14 protein-coding genes and 1 tRNA gene are annotated in these 17630 nt (G+C 70.6%); 4 read left to right on the forward strand and 11 right to left on the reverse strand.

Going from position 1 to position 17630, the window contains the following annotated elements; all coding sequences use genetic code 11:
- Positions 1 to 55: 55 nt before the first annotated feature.
- The 6 genes from pth to AC07AG_RS21900 all read right to left on the reverse strand — a co-directional run bounded on the left by pth (position 56) and on the right by AC07AG_RS21900 (position 5066).
- Positions 56 to 658, reverse strand: a complete 603-nt coding sequence (pth, locus tag AC07AG_RS21875) for an aminoacyl-tRNA hydrolase (protein WP_478756852.1) — start codon at positions 656 to 658, stop codon at positions 56 to 58.
- A 134-nt stretch (positions 659 to 792) separates the two neighbouring features.
- Complete coding sequence (locus AC07AG_RS21880) at positions 793 to 1386, reverse strand: 50S ribosomal protein L25/general stress protein Ctc (protein ID WP_478756854.1); 594 nt, start codon at positions 1384 to 1386, stop codon at positions 793 to 795.
- A gap of 183 nt (positions 1387 to 1569) precedes the next feature.
- Positions 1570 to 2547 carry a ribose-phosphate diphosphokinase gene (locus AC07AG_RS21885; RefSeq protein ID WP_351162981.1) on the reverse strand — a complete coding sequence of 326 codons (978 nt, stop codon included), beginning with the start codon at positions 2545 to 2547 and terminating at the stop codon, positions 1570 to 1572.
- Positions 2548 to 2666: 119 nt separating this feature from the next.
- Positions 2667 to 4124, reverse strand: coding sequence for a bifunctional UDP-N-acetylglucosamine diphosphorylase/glucosamine-1-phosphate N-acetyltransferase GlmU (gene glmU, locus AC07AG_RS21890; RefSeq protein WP_478756856.1), 1458 nt, complete (start codon positions 4122 to 4124; stop codon positions 2667 to 2669).
- A gap of 117 nt (positions 4125 to 4241) precedes the next feature.
- A tRNA-Gln gene (locus tag AC07AG_RS21895) sits at positions 4242 to 4313 on the reverse strand.
- A gap of 27 nt (positions 4314 to 4340) precedes the next feature.
- Positions 4341 to 5066, reverse strand: a complete 726-nt coding sequence (locus AC07AG_RS21900) for a hypothetical protein (protein ID WP_478756858.1) — start codon at positions 5064 to 5066, stop codon at positions 4341 to 4343.
- A 167-nt stretch (positions 5067 to 5233) separates the two neighbouring features.
- On the opposite strand from AC07AG_RS21900, the gene AC07AG_RS21905 reads away from it, so the two are divergent.
- Complete coding sequence (locus AC07AG_RS21905; RefSeq protein ID WP_478756860.1) at positions 5234 to 6556, forward strand: sensor histidine kinase; 1323 nt, start codon at positions 5234 to 5236, stop codon at positions 6554 to 6556.
- A gap of 35 nt (positions 6557 to 6591) precedes the next feature.
- On the opposite strand, the gene AC07AG_RS21910 is transcribed toward AC07AG_RS21905, so the two are convergent.
- Both AC07AG_RS21910 and AC07AG_RS21915 read right to left on the reverse strand, forming a co-directional pair.
- Positions 6592 to 7113, reverse strand: a complete 522-nt coding sequence (locus AC07AG_RS21910; protein ID WP_478756862.1) for an SUKH-3 domain-containing protein — start codon at positions 7111 to 7113, stop codon at positions 6592 to 6594.
- Between the two features lie 38 nt (positions 7114 to 7151).
- Entirely contained in the window at positions 7152 to 7709 is a 558-nt protein-coding gene (locus AC07AG_RS21915) for a YwqJ-related putative deaminase (protein ID WP_478756864.1), read from the reverse strand.
- Positions 7710 to 8039: 330 nt separating this feature from the next.
- Between AC07AG_RS21915 and AC07AG_RS21920 the strand changes: the two genes are divergently transcribed.
- From AC07AG_RS21920 to AC07AG_RS21930, 3 genes are all read left to right on the forward strand, one after another.
- Positions 8040 to 9026, forward strand: coding sequence for an SMI1/KNR4 family protein (locus AC07AG_RS21920; protein ID WP_478756866.1), 987 nt, complete (start codon positions 8040 to 8042; stop codon positions 9024 to 9026).
- A gap of 7 nt (positions 9027 to 9033) precedes the next feature.
- On the forward strand, positions 9034 to 11889 hold the full coding sequence (locus tag AC07AG_RS21925) for an SUKH-4 family immunity protein (RefSeq protein ID WP_478756867.1): 2856 nt from the start codon (positions 9034 to 9036) through the stop codon (positions 11887 to 11889).
- 414 nt (positions 11890 to 12303) lie between these two features.
- Positions 12304 to 13203 (forward strand): cellulose-binding protein, encoded by a 900-nt coding sequence (locus tag AC07AG_RS21930; RefSeq protein WP_478756869.1) that lies wholly within the window; start codon positions 12304 to 12306, stop codon positions 13201 to 13203.
- Between the two features lie 176 nt (positions 13204 to 13379).
- Here the strand turns inward: AC07AG_RS21930 and AC07AG_RS21935 are convergent, their stop codons facing one another.
- From AC07AG_RS21935 to AC07AG_RS21945, 3 genes are all read right to left on the reverse strand, one after another.
- Positions 13380 to 14954, reverse strand: coding sequence for a sodium/solute symporter (locus AC07AG_RS21935; RefSeq protein WP_478757073.1), 1575 nt, complete (start codon positions 14952 to 14954; stop codon positions 13380 to 13382).
- A gap of 80 nt (positions 14955 to 15034) precedes the next feature.
- Positions 15035 to 15607 carry a DUF485 domain-containing protein gene (locus tag AC07AG_RS21940; RefSeq protein WP_478756871.1) on the reverse strand — a complete coding sequence of 191 codons (573 nt, stop codon included), beginning with the start codon at positions 15605 to 15607 and terminating at the stop codon, positions 15035 to 15037.
- Between the two features lie 122 nt (positions 15608 to 15729).
- Positions 15730 to 17367 (reverse strand): MFS transporter, encoded by a 1638-nt coding sequence (locus AC07AG_RS21945; RefSeq protein WP_478756873.1) that lies wholly within the window; start codon positions 17365 to 17367, stop codon positions 15730 to 15732.
- Positions 17368 to 17630 lie beyond the last annotated feature (263 nt).

Here is a 17630-nt window from a genome sequence, read left to right on the forward strand (position 1 = left end):
TCCTTGGCCATGGCGCTGCGCTGAGTCAACAGCCCTCGGCCAACCGCTCAGGAGCTCAGGAGTTGTACGAGCTCTGCGCCCGCTCAAGACCCTCGATCACCAGCGCCTCGGCCGCATCCGCCGCCCGGTCCACGAAGTAGCCCAGCTCCTTGCGCTCCGCCGACGAGAAGTCCTTCAGGACGAAGTCCGCGACCTGCATGCGCCCCGGCGGACGCCCGATCCCGAACCGCACCCGGTGGTAGTCCGGGCCCATCGCCTTCGTCATCGACTTCAGACCGTTGTGGCCGTTGTCGCCGCCGCCCAGCTTCAGCCGCAGCGTGCCGTGGTCGATGTCCAGCTCGTCGTGGACCGCCACGATGTTCGCCGTCGGGACCTTGTAGAAATCGCGCAGCGCCGTCACCGGGCCACCCGACACGTTCATGTACGACATCGGCTTCGCCAGGACGACCCGGCGGTTCGCCGGGCCCGCGGGGCCGATCCGGCCCTCCAGCACCTGAGCCTGCGTACGCCCGCTCCGCTTGAACGAGCCGCCGATCCGCTCCGCGAGGAGATCGGCCACCATGAAGCCCACGTTGTGCCGGTTCATGGCGTACCCGGGGCCTGGATTGCCCAGACCCACGATCAGCCAGGGCGCGCTGGGGTCCGTCGTCATCTGCATGTCTCCTTCATAGCCCAACCGCCGCCCCGCGCACGGAGCGCGGAGCGGCGGTTGGCAGAGTCGAGCTCAGCCGAAGCTGGATCGAGCCCGGCTGAAACGGATCGAACTCAGTCGATCGCGACAGCGGTCGAGGCTCAGGCCTCGGCGGCGGCGTCGGCCTCGCCCTCGGTGGCCTCAGCGGCCTCCTCGGCCTGCGCGGCGAGCACCTGCAGGACGACGACGTCGTCCTCGACGTTCAGGGTGGTGCCGGAGGGCAGCGGGATGTCCTTGGCGAGGATGGTCGCACCGGCCTCGAGACCGGCGATGGAGACGGTGACCGACTCCGGGATGTGCGTGGCCTCGGCCTCGACGGGCAGCGCGTTCAGCACGTGCTCGAGCAGGTTGCCGCCCGGGGCGAGCTCGCCCTCGGTGTGGACGTAGATGTCGACGTTGACCTTCTCGCCCTGACGGACGAGCAGCAGGTCGACGTGCTCGAGGAAGCCCTTGATGGCGTCACGCTGGACGGCCTTCGGGATCGCCAGGTGCTTCTTGCCGTCGATGTCGAGGGCGAGAAGGACGTTGGACGTACGGAGCGCGAGGTGCAGCTCGTGGCCCGGAAGCGTGATGTGGACGGGGTCGGCACCGTGACCGTAGACAACGGCCGGAACCTTGGCCTCGCGGCGGATGCGGCGGGCAGCGCCCTTGCCGAACTCGGTGCGGGTCTCGGCGGCGAGCTTGACCTCAGACATGTGCACTCCTCGTATGTCGGATCAGAAACGTCGGATGGGGTCGGTTACCCGGCCATGCGACTTACTGGCCTGCTACGAAGAGCGCGTCGATAACGGACGACCGTACTGCAATGAGTACGGCCTCCCTCGCCGAGCAACTCAGTGAGTCTACCCGGCGGGGAGGCCGCGGCCCAAAGTGGATCTTTACGCCTGCTCGTCGAAGAGGCTCGTGACCGAACCGTCCTCGAAGACCTCACGCACCGCGTTCGCGATGGTCGGCGCGATCGAGAGCACCGTGATCTTGTCGAGCTCCAGGTCGCCCGGGTCGGGCAGCGTGTCCGTGAACACGAACTCGCTCACCTTGGAGTTCTTCAGGCGGTCCGCGGCCGGGCCGGACAGCACACCGTGCGTCGCCGTCACGATGACGTCCTCCGCACCGTGCGCGAACAGCGCGTCGGCGGCGGCGCAGATCGTGCCACCCGTGTCGATCATGTCGTCGACCAGGACGCAGACGCGGCCCTTCACCTCACCCACGACCTCGTGGACGGTGACCTGGTTGGCGACGTCCTTGTCACGGCGCTTGTGCACGATGGCCAGCGGAGCGCCGAGGCGGTCGCACCAGCGGTCGGCGACGCGCACGCGGCCGGCGTCGGGGGAGACCACGGTCAGCTTGTCGCGGTCGACCTTCGCGCCCACGTAGTCCGCGAGGATCGGCAGCGCGAAGAGGTGGTCGACCGGGCCGTCGAAGAAGCCCTGGATCTGGTCCGTGTGCAGGTCGACCGTGAGGATGCGGTCCGCACCCGCGGTCTTCATCAGGTCCGCCACCATGCGGGCCGAGATCGGCTCACGGCCGCGGTGCTTCTTGTCCTGGCGCGCGTAGCCGTAGAACGGCACGATCACGGTGATGGAGCGGGCCGACGCGCGCTTCAGCGCGTCGATCATGATCAACTGCTCCATGATCCACTTGTTGATCGGAGCCGTGTGGCTCTGGATCAAGAAGCAGTCCGCGCCACGAGCCGACTCCTGGTAGCGCACGTAGATCTCGCCGTTGGCGAAATCGAAAGCCTTCGTCGGCACGATGCCGACACCCAGCTTGTGTGCGACCTCCTCGGCCAACTCGGGGTGGGCGCGGCCGGAGAAGAGCATCAACTTCTTCTCGCCGGTCGTCTTGATCCCGGTCACAGCACTTGTCTCCTCAGACGAGTTCTTCCCGCTGCCGAAACTGCGCGTCCCGTGCGCTGAGTCGGCCGAAATGGTGTGCATCTATCACGGTACGCCGTGTCCGACGCACCTGTTTCCGGTCAGCTTCCGCTTGCCGGATTCCTGGACTCCCCGGACGCCGCTTCCGCCGCCCTCGCAGCCGCGCTCCCCGGACGCTTGCGCGCCACCCAACCCTCGATATTCCGCTGCTGGCCACGGGCCACGGCCAGCGAACCGGCCGGAACATCCTTCGTGATCACCGAACCCGCCGCCGTGTAGGCGCCGTCCCCGACCGTGACAGGAGCCACAAACATGTTGTCCGAACCCGTCTTGCAGTGAGACCCCACCGTCGTGTGGTGCTTCGCCTCACCGTCGTAATTCACAAAGACACTCGCAGCACCGATGTTGGTGAAATCACCGATCGTCGCGTCACCCACGTACGAAAGGTGCGGGACCTTCGTGCCCTCACCGATCGTCGCGTTCTTCATCTCCACGTACGTACCCGCCTTGGCCTTCACGCCGAGCCGGGTACCCGGCCGCAGATACGCGAAAGGACCGACGCTCGCCTGCTCCCCGACCTCGGAGTCGTACGCGACCGTGTTGTCCACCCGTGCACCCGCACCCACCCGCACGTTCGTCAGGCGGGAGTTGGGTCCCACCTCGGCACCCTCACCGAGATGCGTGACGCCCTGAAGCTGCGTACCGGGGTGCACCAGCGCGTCCTGCTCGTACGTCACCGTCGCGTCGATCCACGTCGACGCCGGGTCCACGACCGTCACACCGGCCAGCATGGCCTGGGTCAGGAGGCGGTCGTTCAAGGTGCGGCGGGCCTCGGCCAGTTGCACGCGGTTGTTGATGCCCGCGATCTCCTCGTGATCACCGGCGACGGCGGCCCCCACCCGATGTCCCGCTTCCCGAAGGATCCCCAGGACGTCCGTCAGATACTCCTCGCCCTGGCTGTTGTCCGTGCGCACCTTGCCCAGCGCCTTCGCGAGCAGCTGCCCGTCGAACGCGAACACCCCGGAGTTGATCTCACGGATCAGACGCTGCACCTCGGTGGCGTCCTTGTGCTCGACGATGCCGGTCACCGCGCCGCTCTCGCCGTCCCGCACGATGCGGCCGTAACCGGTCGCGTCAGGGACCTCGGCGGTCAGCACGGTCACGGCGTTGCCGTCGCCGGTGTGCGTCGCGGCCAGCTTCTGCAGGGTCGCGCCCGTCAGGAGCGGGGTGTCGCCGCAGACGACGATGACGGTCCCGTCCACGGAACCGCCGAGCTCGTCGAGGCCGATGCGGACGGCGTGTCCGGTGCCCTTCTGCTCGCTCTGGTACGCCGTGCGCACGTCCGGGGCGATGGTCCCCAGGTGCGCGACGACCTGCTCGCGGGCGAACCCGACAACGGTGACGAGCCGCTCCGGGCTCAGCGCGTACGCGGCTTCGAGCACATGCCCGATGAGGGAACGCCCACAGATCTCATGCAGGACCTTGGGGGTGGCCGACTTCATACGGGTGCCCTCACCCGCTGCGAGGACGACGACGGCTGCCGGGCTGTTGGCGCTCACGGGGGTGCCCTTCGGCTTCGGATGTGCGGGGAGTGGACATCCGCAGGATACCGGGGCGTTGTGGGGCGGAAATGAGGGCGGGTCCCGACCTTGCGGTCAGGACCCGAACGAAAGAAGCTCCCCCGCCAGGACTTGAACCCGGACAGATGGCACCAAAAGCCACAGTGCTGCCAATTACACCACGGGGGATTAAAGCAACCTAAACCGGACATTTGCTTAGGTCGCCGTTTCGGCACCCAACACTATGCCGTACCAAGCCCCTTCCATGCGACGGTAGAGATCAGCGCTTTGCCTTACGTAGATCATGAGGCACCCGTGGTACCCGTCTCCCGTGTTCTTGCGCACGGTGCGGGGGTTGTGCTTCTTCAGGGTCGGCTTGCTGAACGCGCCCACGTCGACGCCGACGACGTCCGCCCAGTGCCTCTCCGCGTCCGCGGCGTCCGCGGACTCGTGAATGCTGACCCGCAGGGTCAAGCGGTCGACGCCGACGCCGAGCAGTGCCAGCCAGCGCATGTACAGCCGGATGACATTCGGGTCGCTGTTGATGAACTGGAGCACCTCGGTGCGGCGATACGGCTTGTCCTTGGCTCCTTCGGCCCAGTAGAGGGTGACGCCGGCGATGAGCAGCTCGCGGTCCGACAGCTTGCCGATCGCTGCCGCTGCCGCCTGCTTCGTCGCCCGACGTTCGCGGTCCTGGTCGGCTCGCAGCCGTGCGAGCCCGGCGTTCATGCGTGCTCGCTGCTCCTCGGGCGTGCACTTGGGTTCCGGGTGCGGCAGATCCCGTACCCACAGGGAGACCGAACTCTTCGAGCAGCTCAGCTCGGCCTGGATCTCGCTGTATGTCCGACCCTGGCGGCGCAGCTCGCGCGCTCGTTCCCGTAGGTCGTCCTTCGCCCTTGGATGCTTGGTCCGCTTGCTCTGGTGGCTCGTGATTTCCGTCATGGGGTGAGCGTCGTCCGGAATGCGGACGTCCGGCAGGGAACGGGGAGCGGTTCGCCAGTTCGAGGGAAAACGGCTGGTTTCGCTTCGTGTCGAACAGTGCGTGCGTTCGATCACTGAGCCGGAAACTCGCCGGAAAAGGAGGGCTTGTCGCCCGTAGGCTGGAAGGCATGACCACGACGGGGGATAGCCACAGCGCGGCCGTGAACGGGCCGTGGTGGTGGGAGCGGCGGCGCAGCGCCGTGCTGGATGTGGGGCTTGCGTTGGCCTCGGCCGCGGAGTGCGGGGCCGAGGGGATCACGTTCGCGGGGGACACGGGAGTGCCCACGGGGGTGGGGGTCGCGTTCGGGGTGCTTGCGGGGGCCTCGCTCGTGTTGCGGCGGCGGTGGCCGATCGCGGTGGTGCTCATTTCCATCGCGATCACGCCCGCGCAGATGGGGGTCGTCCTGACGATCGTCGGGCTCTACACGCTCGCGGCGTCCGAGTTGCCCCGGCGGATCATCGGGTCGCTGGCCGGGATGTCGTTGGTCGGGACGCTCATCGTGACGCTGGTCCGGACGCGGCAGGACATGGAGAGCGGGGAGCTGGGCTTCGCGGAGGGGTTCATACCGTTCATCGCGATCACCACCTCGATCGGGGTGACCGCTCCGCCGATCCTGCTGGGGTTGTACGTCGGTGCGCGGCGGCGGCTCATGGAGAGTCTGCGGGAGCGTGCCGACAGCCTGGAGCGGGAGTTGCAGCTCCTGGCCGAGCGGGCCGAGGAGCGGGCCGAGTGGGCGCGTAACGAGGAGCGGACCCGGATCGCGCGGGAGATGCATGACGTCGTCGCGCACCGGGTGAGTCTGATGGTGGTGCATGCTGCCGCGTTGCAGGCCGTGGCCCGGAAGGATCCGGAGAAGGCCGTCAAGAACGCCGCTCTGGTCGGTGACATGGGGCGGCAGGCGCTGACGGAGCTGCGCGAGATGCTCGGTGTGCTGCGGACCGGGGAGAGCAGGCCCGCGGTGGGGGGTCGGCACGGGTCGGAGTCCGATGTGGTGCCGTTGGCCGCCGTGGGGTTCGCCGCCGCGGCCGCCGCCTCGCGTGCGGTGGACGAGGACGGGCCGTGCCTGGAGGAGATCGAGGAGCTGGTGGGGCAGTCCCGGGCGGCCGGGATGGCGGTGGATCTCTCCGTGGAGGGTGAGTCGCGCGCCTATGCGGCGGACGTGGAGCAGACCGCGTACCGGGTGGTCCAGGAGGCGTTGACGAACGTCCACAAGCACGCGGCGGGCGCCAAGACGTACGTCCGGCTCGCGCACCGCGGTGCGGAGATCGCGATGCAGGTGGAGAACGAGCCGCCGCCCGAGGCGGGCCCCGGGGACGCCCGGCTGCCCAGCGGCGGCAATGGCCTGGTGGGCATGAAGGAGCGGGTGACCGCGTTGGGCGGTGTCTTCGTGTCGGGTCCGACGGACGCGGGTGGTTTCCGGGTGTCCGCGGTGCTGCCGGCGGCCGCCTAGGCCGCCCTGCCGTCGGTGTGCGCCGCGGGTTTGTCTCAGCCCGCCTTGAGGCGTTCCGGCCGGGTGCCCGATGCCAGGGTGGCGAGGGCCTCGTCGATGTGGGAGCCCAGGTACCAGTCGCCGCTGTGGTCGAGGCTGTAGACGCGGCCTTCCGCGTCGATGGCGAGGAGGGCCTGGGTCTCCGTCTCCTCTCCTATGGGGCAGACCTCGGTGTCGAGGGCGCGGCCCAGGTCGCCGAGGGTGCGGGCCAGGTGGAGTCCGTACAGGGGATCGAGGTGCACGGCGGCGGGCGCCAGGTGGCGGCCGGGGCCCTGCGGGGTGATGTGCAGTCCGCCGAATTCGGCCCAGGCCTCGACGGCGGCGGGGAAGACGGCGTGCTGGTGTCCTGCCGGTGAGGTGTGGCGGCGCAGGACGTCGGCCCAGATCTCGGCCTGCTTTATGTCCCAGCGTCCGGGGGTCCAGCCCGCGGCGCGCAGGGCGGCGTCGACGGGGACGGGGAAGCGGGGCGACGCGGCGGACTGGGGTGCGGGGTTCTCGGTGTGCTGTTCCGTGTGCATGGGTGGCCCTCGTTGCGGTTCGCGGCTCGGTGGTGGGGTCAGGATTCCTGTGTCGTCGGGTCCACGATCCGTACGCCGAAGTGCGAGGTGAGGGCGGTGCAGGAGCGGCAGGGGCGGGCGAAGCCGCCGTGCAGGGGGTCGCCGTCCTCGCGGATGCGGCGGGTGGTGAGCTTGGCGTGCTTGAGGGCCTTGCGGGCCTCGCCGTTGGTCATGGGTTTTCGTGCGGCCCGTTTGGAGCGGCTCTTGTCGGCGGCCGTGAGGTGGCGCGAGATGAGGATGGCTTCGGCGCACCGCCCGGTGAAGCGTTCGCGCTGGCCGCTTGTGAGGGTGTCGAGGAAGTCCTGTACGAGTGGGTGCAGAGCGGGAGGTTCCTCGCCGCGGCCCGCGGTGCAGGTGAGGGTCGCGCCGCGGACGGAGAGTGCGGCGGCGACGGTGGGAAGTATGCCGTCGCGGCGCTGGCGCAGCGTGGGCGCGTGCGCGGATGTGCTGCTCCAGCCGACGCGTGGGTCCCCCGCGTCGGCGGGGTTCCCGGCGCTCGCCGAAGGCGCTGTCGTGGCCGCTGTGTGGCCGGCCGTACCGGTCTGTGCCGTGTGCATGGTGGTGCTTCCCTCCCCGCAACTCGCGGTGTGACCGCGTGTGCCACGCCCCCGCGTTGCGGGGACAGCCTGCCAAATGGGGCGGGTGGTGCGGAAGCTGGGGCACCGCGACACGCCCGGCTTTCGTCGCACGGTGACGGTTCGGTGGCTGCTGGTCATGGAACCGGAGGCCCGGTGACCGGTGTCGTCCTAACGCATAGGCTGTCGACATCCGCAGTCTGCGGAACGCAGGACGAAGTACGCACAATCCACGCACAGCGAATCCATGCACAGCGAATCCACGCACAGTGATCCGCAGAGCCATTAACAGTGCCGCAGGGGGCAACCGCCATGACGACAGGTCGGCTGGGGCAGCAAGCCGCGCCGCCGAACGCGGCCTACGCCGGGCAGGTCGTGCACTTCCCGGATCCGGTCCGGGCCACGCGCCATCCCAGGGGTGTGCGCGTGGACGAGCACGGCTATCCGGACTTCTCGGCCTACGCGCGCGCGGCCGCCGAGATCGCCGAGCCCCCGGAGGGTTTCGGCGTCGACGAGCTGCGTCTGACGGACTACGTCTCCGCGAACGCGGCGATGGCCGCGGCGGACCACGACCTGTGGGACACGATTCCGCCGGTGGCGACCCCGCACGGCTGGACCTGGCACCACGTGCCGGGCGGCCGGCGCCTTGAGTTGGTCCCGGTGGAGGTGAAGGCGCTCCTGCGGCACCACGGCGGGCTCGCCACGACGCCGGTGGACCAGAACAAGCGGGGCACGCGCCCGCTCCAGGAGACCCGTCCCGCGCATCTCGCGCTGCCGAAGTCGTCGGTCGCGGTGACCGAGCAGGAGATCCTCGGCGTCGAGGAGGAGCTGGGCTACCGGCTGCCCGGCGCCTACCGTTCCTTCCTGAAGGCGGCGGGCGGCTGCGCGCCGGTCGGCACGGCGCTCGACGCGGAGCTCGGTCTCCTGATCGACCAGCCGTTCTTCACGGTGCGGGACGAGGCCGCGGTCAACGACCTGGTGTACGTGAACAAGTGCCTGCGCGACCATCTCACCAAGGACTATTTGGGAGTTGGTTTCGTGCAGGGCGGCATTCTCGCCGTGAAGGTCAAGGGTGACCGGATCGGTTCGGTGTGGTTCTGCGCGTACGACGACGCACGGGACGTCTCGGAGACGGACGGCTGGCAGCCCGCCGAGCGGGTGCAGCGGCTGTTGCTGCCGTGCGGTGACGACTTCGACGCGTTCTTGTCCCGGCTGGCGGGGAATCCGCCGGAGCTGGAGACCGTGGCGAACCTGATGGTGGACGGCGGCTTCGCGCGCGCCGTCCCGGTGGGGGAGTGACTTGTCGATGGTGACCTTCGCGCAGGCGCAGGAGCGCGCCGAGGAGTGGATCAACGGCGATGTGCCCGGATACCAGCATCGCGAGGTGCGGGTGCGGGAGTTCGAGCTCGGCTTCGTCGTGTGGGCGGAGGACCGTGAGAACGGTCCGGTGTCCGACGGCGGCAGTCAGCGGCTCGTCATCGCGCGCGACAGCGGCGATGCCTCGCTCTGGCCGGGTCTGCCGGTCGGTGAGGTGATCCGCCGGTACGAAGAGGAGTACGGCGTCCCGGACGCGGCACCGGAAGACGCGACTCCGGCCCCGCCGGAGCGAGTTGACCTGAATCAGACGTCGTTCCTGTTGAGCCCTCCGGAGTGGCTCCAGGAGGCGGCGGACAAGCTGGGCATTCCGGATCGCAGGGCGGAGTCGGCGAGTGCGTCCGCCTCGTCCGGCTCATCCGGTTCGTCCGCCTCGCCTTCCCCGTCCGCACCGTCCGGGCCTTCCGCACCTGTGGCACCCGCGGCACCCGCCGCATCGGCGGCTCCCGAAGCGCCCGGTGGCGGTACGCCGTGGCCCGCTGCCGGGGGATCGGGTCCGCCCGCGGGGGCCACCCCGTGGGCCGGGACGGACACGAACGCGGATTCCGGCGACGACGACCGTTCGGTGCCCGCGCCCGCGACGGTGTTCGCGCCGCCGCTGGTCGGCGGTGACGATGACGACACTCCGCCGCCCGGTGTGCCGCCGGAGGCCAAGACCGCGCTGATGCACGGCGGAAGCAGCCTTCCGTCGACGACGGTCGCGCCCGCGCTCGACGGCCCGAATCTGCCGCCGCCTCCGGGTGCTGGTTCCGGTGCTGGTGCCGGTGTTCCGGACGCGTCCGCGTACGGCTATCCGCAGGGCCCCGGTGCGCAGGCGCCGCCTGCCCCGGGCACGGCGGCTCCGGGCCCGAACCTGCCTCCGCCGCCCGCCGGTGCCGCGGTGAACATGCCGCCGCCTCCGGGTGCCGGTGTTCCCGACCCGTCCGCGTACGGCTACCCGCAAGGGCCCGCGCCCGCCGCGGCTCAGCACTCCGTGCCGCCCGGCGCCGGGGACATCGCCGACGCCGCGACCAGCAAGGCGCAGCCGCCGCGCGGTGCCCGTGGGAGCGGTGCGAGCACGCCGCCTCCGCCCAGCGCCCCGGGGACTCCCGGTGCGGCTCCCGGTGTGGCTCCTGGGAGTACGCCGCCGCCGTCCGGTCCCGGTGCTCCGGGCACGCCTGCGGGCGGTTACGTCCCGACGCAGCTCGTCTCCGCGCTCGGCCCCGACGGACCTCAGCCGCCTGCGGCTCCGGACGCGCCGCAGCCCCCCGCGGCACCGAACGCTCCTGGCAGCACCCCGCCCCCCGGTGGGGGTGTCCACCACGCGGCGACGATGCTGGCCGACCCGAGCATGGGTGGCCCTGGTGGGATCAAGCCGCCGGGTGCTCCGGGTGCTCCTGGTGCGCCGCAGCCTCCTGGTCCGCCCGGTGCTCCGGGTACGCCTCCCGGTGGCGTGCACCATGCGGCGACGATGCTTGCCGACCCGAGCCTGGGTGGACCCGGTGGGATCAAGCCGCCGGGTGCTCCGGGCGCTCCCGGTGCTCCTGGTGCCCCGCAGCCTCCCGGTCCGCCCGGTGTTCCTGGTGCGCCGCAGCCTCCTGGTGCTCCCGGCGCCCCTGGTGGTCCCGGCGCTCCCGGTGCTCCCGGTGGTGGCGTCCACCACGCCGCGACCATGCTGGCCGGGCCCGCTGTCGGTGGCCCCGGTGCGCCTCTGCCGCCGGGTGCTCCCGGTGCTCCCGGTGCTCCGGGTGTCCCTGGCATGCCGCCTCCCGCGCCGGGCCAGCACCAGCCCGCTCCCGGTCAGCCCTACGGCTACCCGCAGCCGCCCACCGGTCAGCCGACCGTCGGCCCCGGCTACCAGGCCGTACTCCGCTACCGCGCGCAGGACGGCTCCGAGCAGCAGCTCATCCGCCGCTCGGCGCCCGGCACTCCGCACCCGGAGTGGCAGATCCTGCATGAGCTGCGCGGCATGAACGTGCCGCCGCAGCAGGTGCTCGAACTCCACACCGAGCTTGAGTCCTGCGAGCTGCCCGGTGCGTACTGCGCCCGGATGATCCGTGAGACCTGGCCGCAGGCGCGGATCACGAGCATCGCCCCGTACGGCAGGGACCACGCGTCCCGGCAGGGCGGCATGCAGCAGCTCATCGCGCACCAGGCCGAGTTGCACCAGGTCGCGGACGGTCCGGCGCGCCCCGCGCCGGTGCGCGCGCCGCTGCCGCAGGTGCAGCCCGCGCCGCCGATCCCGCCGGAGGGCGTGGCGCAGGAGCTGATGGGCGCTTTCGGGCCCGGCATCTTCCGCTTCGACCAGCGGGCGGTCTCCCGGCAGGGCGTGCCGGACCTCGTGGCGCACACGCTCGTCGTGGCGGGGCTGCCCGTCGACTTCGGCCCGTTCTTCTGGGCGCAGGCCCAGCCGGGACGGCCGGTGCCCACGCTCGCCGAGACGGCGCAGGAGCGCGGGGTGCAGCCGGCGTCGGACGCCGGTTCGTACCTCGTGATGGGCAGCGACTTCGGCCGCGCGATCTGTGTCCAGTACGGCACGGCGAACATCGTCGCCGTGCCGGTGGAGGCCGGTCCCGGCGGAGCTCCCGTGCCGCCGCAGTTCGTGAACACGGGGCTTCCCGAGTTCGCGCGGTGCCTGGCTCTGCTCGGGCGCATGTGGCGGCTGCGGTACGGGTTGAACCAGGAGCAGGCGGGGCGCTGGACCGTCGACTTCCAGGGGCAGCTTGCCGCCCTTGATCCGGCGGCGTTGGCTTCGCCGGAGAGCTGGTGGTCGGTGCTTCTTGAGCAGATGTGGGACGGTTTGCTCTGATCTCGCCCCTGGGCGGGGCAACGTAGGTGTGCGAGGCGCTTGACCCCCTGGGCGGGGTCGGGCGCCTCGTGCGTTCTTCTGTGCCGCCGTTGTTTGTACCGCCGCCGTTTGTGCGGCGGCTGTTTGTGCCGCCGCTTCGCGGCGGATCTTTCCCGCCCACCCACCCGAGCACCCCGGGGTGGGTGGGCGGGAGACATCCGTCGCGAAGCGGCGGGCTTGGGGGCGGTGAGCAGGGCCGCGCCCCCGCGCCGTGGAGGAGCCGAGCCCTCCTGATTCCGACTTCCGGCAGGAATAGCGCATCCTTGAGCGGATGAGATGAGCGGAGTGTCGCGTTATGAGCACTTCCGCTTGATCCATCAAGATGTGCGCCAATCGCGTAATACGCGCGTGGTGCGTCGGAGGAGGGATTCAAGGATGAGCAGCGGTGCAACGGCCTCGGAGCACGGCTTCGTCGCCGTGCGCGGACGTGGCTACCGTCCCGAGCAGGTGGACGCGTACGCCCTCGATCTGTCCCAGGACCGCGACGGCGCGTGGGAACGTGCCGCCCGGCTCACCGTCCTCGCCAAGGAGATGGAGGCGGAGGCGGAACGGCTGCGGGACGTGGTGGCACACCTCGCTCCTCAGACGTACGAGACGCTGGGCGAGCGCGCGCGGAACATCCTCGCCCTGAGCGAGGCGGAGGCCGCGGCCGTGCGGACGGCGGCCGATGCCGACGTGCAGCGCGTGACGGAGTCGGCCGAAGAGGAGGCGCGCGGGGTCCGTGGGGCCGCCCGTGCGTACGCCGACGAGATCCTCGGCGAGGCCGACGAACGGGCCCGGCAGCGGCTGCTCGCCTGCCGCGCCACCGCGGACGAATCGCGGATCTCGGCCCGCCGTGACGTGAAGGAGTGGCGCGGCGAGGCCCTCGCCGCGCTGCGGGAGATGCGGGAGCGCAGTGCCGCGCTCCTGGAGGAGCAGGAGAAGGAGCAGGCCGAGCGCTGGGAGGCCGCCGAGCGGGAGATCGCCCTGCGGGAGGCCGAGGCGGAGGCGCACGAGGCTTCGCTCGTGGCCGCCGCCGAGGCCCGCCTGTCCGAGGCGAAGCGGGCCTTCGCCGAGGCGGAGGAGTCCGCGCGCCACGGTCAGGAGGACGCCGAGGCGCGGGGTGCGGAACTTGTCGCAGCCGCGGGGGTGCGGGAGGAAGGGGTCGCCCGGGAGACCGAGCGGCTGCTGCGGGAGCACGGTGAGGAGTGGGACGAGGTGCGGGCGCACATGGAGCATGTGCGGAGCAGTCTCGCTGCGCTTACCGGGCGGGCTGCTGCTGAGGGTGCGCCCTAGCTCTGGGCGGGCTGGTTCCAGGCCGCCGCTTCGCGGCGGATCTTTCCCGCCCACCCAGCCGAATGCCCCGCGTCGAGTTCCCTCGGGTGGAGTGGGGCGTCGATTGTCCCGCTTCGTGTGCCCTCGGGCGGGGTGGGGGCGTCGGTTGTCCCGCGTCGTGTTCCCTCTCCGATGGCCTACCTCCTCGTCACCCCTGCCAGGATCCAGCCCTCCACCGCCTCGTACCGGCCCCGCTGCTCCTCCGACTCCCTTCGGCCCGATGACACCGTGCCCAGCCAGCCCAGGAAGAAGCCGAGGGGGATGGACGCCAGGCCTGTCGTCGTGAAGGGGAACCAGTTGAAGTCGTGGTTCGGGAACGCCGAAGTGGGGGCGCCCGAGACCAGGTTGGTGCCCGTCATGAGGATGATGGAGCCGAGGGTGCCGCCGATCAGGGTCCAGAGCAGGCCCCTGCGGGTGTAGCGGCGCCAGAAGAGGCTGTAGACGAGCGCCGGGGCGAGCGCGGACGCGCCCAGGCAGAACGACAGCGTCACCAGCGGCTGCAGATTGTGGTGCTGGACCATCACCGCGAGGACGATCGCCACGCCCCCTATGGCGAGCGCGGAGACGCGGGCCAGCGTCATCTCCCTGCGCGGGGTGAGCTGCGTGCGCAGATGCGCGAAGACGTCGTGCGCCAGGGAGTTGGCGCAGGCCAGGATCATTCCGGCGACCGAGGCGAGCAGCGTCAGGAAGATCGCTGTGGTGACCGTCGTGAAGATGAGGGTCTCCACTGTCGACGCGTTCGCGCCGAACACCGCCTTGGAGCCCAGGAGGTAGGCCGTGTTGCCCTGCGGATCCGCCTTCGCGATCGCCGCCCGGCCGATCATCGCCGTCGCGCCGAAGCCGACGACCGCGATGATGAGGACGAAGAGCGCCACCGACGACACCGCCCAGGACATCGAGCGGCGCACCTCACGCGCACTGCGCGCCGTGTACATGCGCATCGTGACGTGCGGCAGACAGGCACCGCCGAGTACCACCGTAAGTTCCGAACTGATCATGTCTAGACGGGGGTTGGGGCCACCCTGGAACTGCAAGCCGGACTGGAGGAACGCCGGGCCGACCCCGCTGCCCTTCTCGGCGGCGGCGAGCAGCGCGCCCGGGTCCCAGTCGAAGCGGCGCAGGATCAGGGCGGCGATGACCACTCCGGAGCCGAGCAGCATCACGATCTTCAGGATCTGGATGAGGGCGGTGCCCTTCATGCCGCCGATCGCCGCGTAGCTGATCATGAGTGCGCCGAGTGCGACGACGCATCCGGTCTTCACGCCCTCGCCGGAGAACCCGAGGATGAAGGAGAGCAGGTCGCCCGCGCCCGCCAGCTGCACCAGCATGAGGGGGATCAGCGCGGCCAGGGTCGCCGCGCACGCGGTGATGCGTACGGCGCGGCCCGGCATCCGGCGGGCCAGTACGTCGCCCATGGTGAACTGGCCCGCGTTGCGCAGGGGTTCGGCGAGCAGGAACATCAGCAGCATCAGGGAAAGGGCCGTGCTCAGGGCGAGGACGACCCCGTCGTACCCGAGGAGCGCGATCACTCCGCCCGTGCCGAGCACGGTCGCGGCCGAGATGTAGTCGCCCGCGATGGCCAGGCCGTTGCGCATCGGCGAGAGGGTGCCGTAACCCGCGTAGAACTCGCCGAGGTTGTCGCGGTCGGGTCCCGTCATCACGCACAGGAGCAGCGTGAGGGTGACGACGGCGGTGAACGCCACCAGGGACATGGCCTGGGCCGAGTCGGTGGCCAGCGTGATGTCGGTGGCCAGGGTGATGTCGGCAGTCGGAATGATGCCGGTGTCGGAGTTCATCGGTTGGCCTCCAACTCCGCCAGTTTGCGCAGCCGTTCGGCCAGCGGGTCGACCCTGCGGCGGGCCGTGGACTCGTACAGCGCTATGGCGATCAGGGTGACGGGCACCTGGCACAGGCCGAGCAGCAGCCCGGTGGAGAGCCCGCCGGAGACCGTGTCCGTCATCAGGGACGGGGCGACGGCGGAGAGGATCAGGAAGAGCGTGAAGTAGCCCAGCGCCGTGAGGGTGGCGACACGGCGCTGCCAGCGGTAGGCGCTGCGCAGGTGGCGCAGGTCGCTGTGGCGGCCGAGTGCGGGGTGGCGGGGGAGCCTTGGGGGTGGTGGGGGAGGCGGTGGTGCGACGGGCTGCCAGGGATAGGTGGGGTAGGAGGGGGAGGAGTCGTGTGGGGGGAGGTGGGGTTGGTAGGCGGCTTCGGGGTGTTGGGGGTGTTGCGGGCCTTGCGGGTGATACGGACCTTGCGGGTGTTGCGGGTGTTGCGGGCCTTGCGGGTGATACGGACCTTGCGGGTGTTGCGGGTGTTGCGGGTGATGTGGGTTGTGAGGGTGGTGGGGCTGGTGAGGGTAGGACATCCCGGTTCTCCTTGCGCGGCGTCGGTCCGGTGCGGGACCGCAGGGAGCGAGAGGTGAGAATCGAGCACGTTACTTGTAAGTAGTAGAGCCGCGAAGGGTTTTGCACATACTGGTTGGTCGGTCTATTCGGCGGGCCTGTTCAGGTGGCTCTCGCGCGCGATCGATTCGGTGTCGTCCGAGCTCTCCAGGGCTCCCACCTCGCCGTTTTCCGGGGCCTTGGCCCCGATTACCGGAAAGCGCCGCGGGGCGACGAACACCAGAACGAGGAGTGCGAGCAGCGCCGCGCACCCCGCCCCGACGTACACCGTGTCGACCGCCGAGTCGACGGCCCTGCGCAGTCGTTCGGGGTCGGCGATCGAGCCCGGGTCCTCCAGGGCGTGGGCCACCGAGTCCAGGGAGCCCGCGCCGCCGAGCCGCGACGTGAGGACTCCGTTGGCGATCGCGCCGAAGAGTGCGGCGCCCAGGGTCTGGCCTATCTGGCGGCAGAAGAGGATGGACGCCGTGGCCGTGCCGCGTTCGGACCAGCCGACGGTGGACTGCACGCCGACGATCAGCGGCAGTTGGAACAGGCCCAGCGCCGCGCCGAGCAGCAGCATGATCAGGGCCGGCTGCCAGGCCTGCCCCGGGTAGGGCAGGAAGGGGAACGCGAAGAGGAAGAGCGCGGCCCCGCCGATGCCGATGAGTGCCGTGTCGCGGAAGCCCAGCCTGCGGTAGACGTGCTGGCTCAGGGCGGCGGAGACCGGCCAGCTGAGCGTCATCACGGAGAGCACGAACCCGGCGGCGATCGGCGCGAGGCCGAGCACGGACTGGGCGTACGTCGGCAGGAAGATGGTGGGCGCGACCATCAGGAGGCCGAGCGCGCCGAGGGCGAGGTTGACCGCCGCGATGGTGCGCCTGCGCCAGACCCAGCCGGGGATGATCGGCTCCGCCGCGCGCCGCTCGATGACCACCACGGCCGCCGCGAGCAGCAGCCCGCCCGCGAACAGCGCGAGCGAGGGCGCGGAGAGCCAGCCCCAGGCGACGCCGCCCTGCACGAGCGCGGTGAGCAGGACGCCGCCGCAGGCGAAGACGGCGAGCGCGCCCGCCCAGTCGGTGCGCCCTCGCGCGGTCGCCTCGCGCTCCGGCTCGTGCAGGTGGCGCACGATCAGCCAGAGGGCCACCGCCCCGATCGGCAGATTGATCAGGAAGATCCAGCGCCAGTCCGCGTACGCGGCGATCAGGCCGCCGAGCGCGGGTCCCGCGATGGAGGAGGCGGCCCACACGGTGGACAACTTCGCCTGGATCTTGGGGCGTTCCTTGAGGGGGTAGAGGTCGGCGGCGAGTGTCTGGACCGTTCCCTGGAGCGCGCCGCCGCCCAGGCCCTGGACGACGCGGAAGGCGATGAGGGCACCCATGTTCCAGGCCACGGCGCACAGGGCCGAGCCGATCAGGAAGAGGATGCTGCCCGCGATGAGGACGGGCTTGCGGCCGAAGGTGTCGGAGAGCTTGCCGTAGATGGGCAGGGTGACGGTGACGGCGAGCAGATAGCCGGAGAAGAGCCAGGAGAAGACGGAGAAGCCACCGAGGTCGCCGACGATCTGGGGGATGGCGGTCGAGACGATCGTGGAGTCCAGGGCAGCGAGTGCCATGGCGAGCATGAGCGCGGCGACGACGGGTCCGCGCCGGCGTCTGTCGTCCGTGCCCGAACGTATGCCGTCCGTGCCCGAACCTGCCGTGCCGCTCGCTCCGGCTGTGCCCACCGAGATTCCTTCCCCCTGCATCTACTTGCTCCGGGCCACCTTCTCACCCGGTGCGCCTCCGGGGCAGGGGTGGAGACCATCGGGCCAGGTGGGTCGGTGTCCGCTCGGCAGGAGGGTGGAGCGACCCCGAGAAGGGCTCCACCGGCGGGTGGAGATCCCCTAGGGGTTCCTCCGTACTACGGACCGGGGGCCGTTCGTACTGCTGGAGGATGAGAAGGCCCAGGCCGCTTCTTAGATTGGCTTTATGCCGACGGGGGTCGGAGCGGGGGAGGCCCCGGAACGGA

The sequence above is a fragment of the Streptomyces sp. NPDC044044 genome (genome assembly GCF_056434405.1).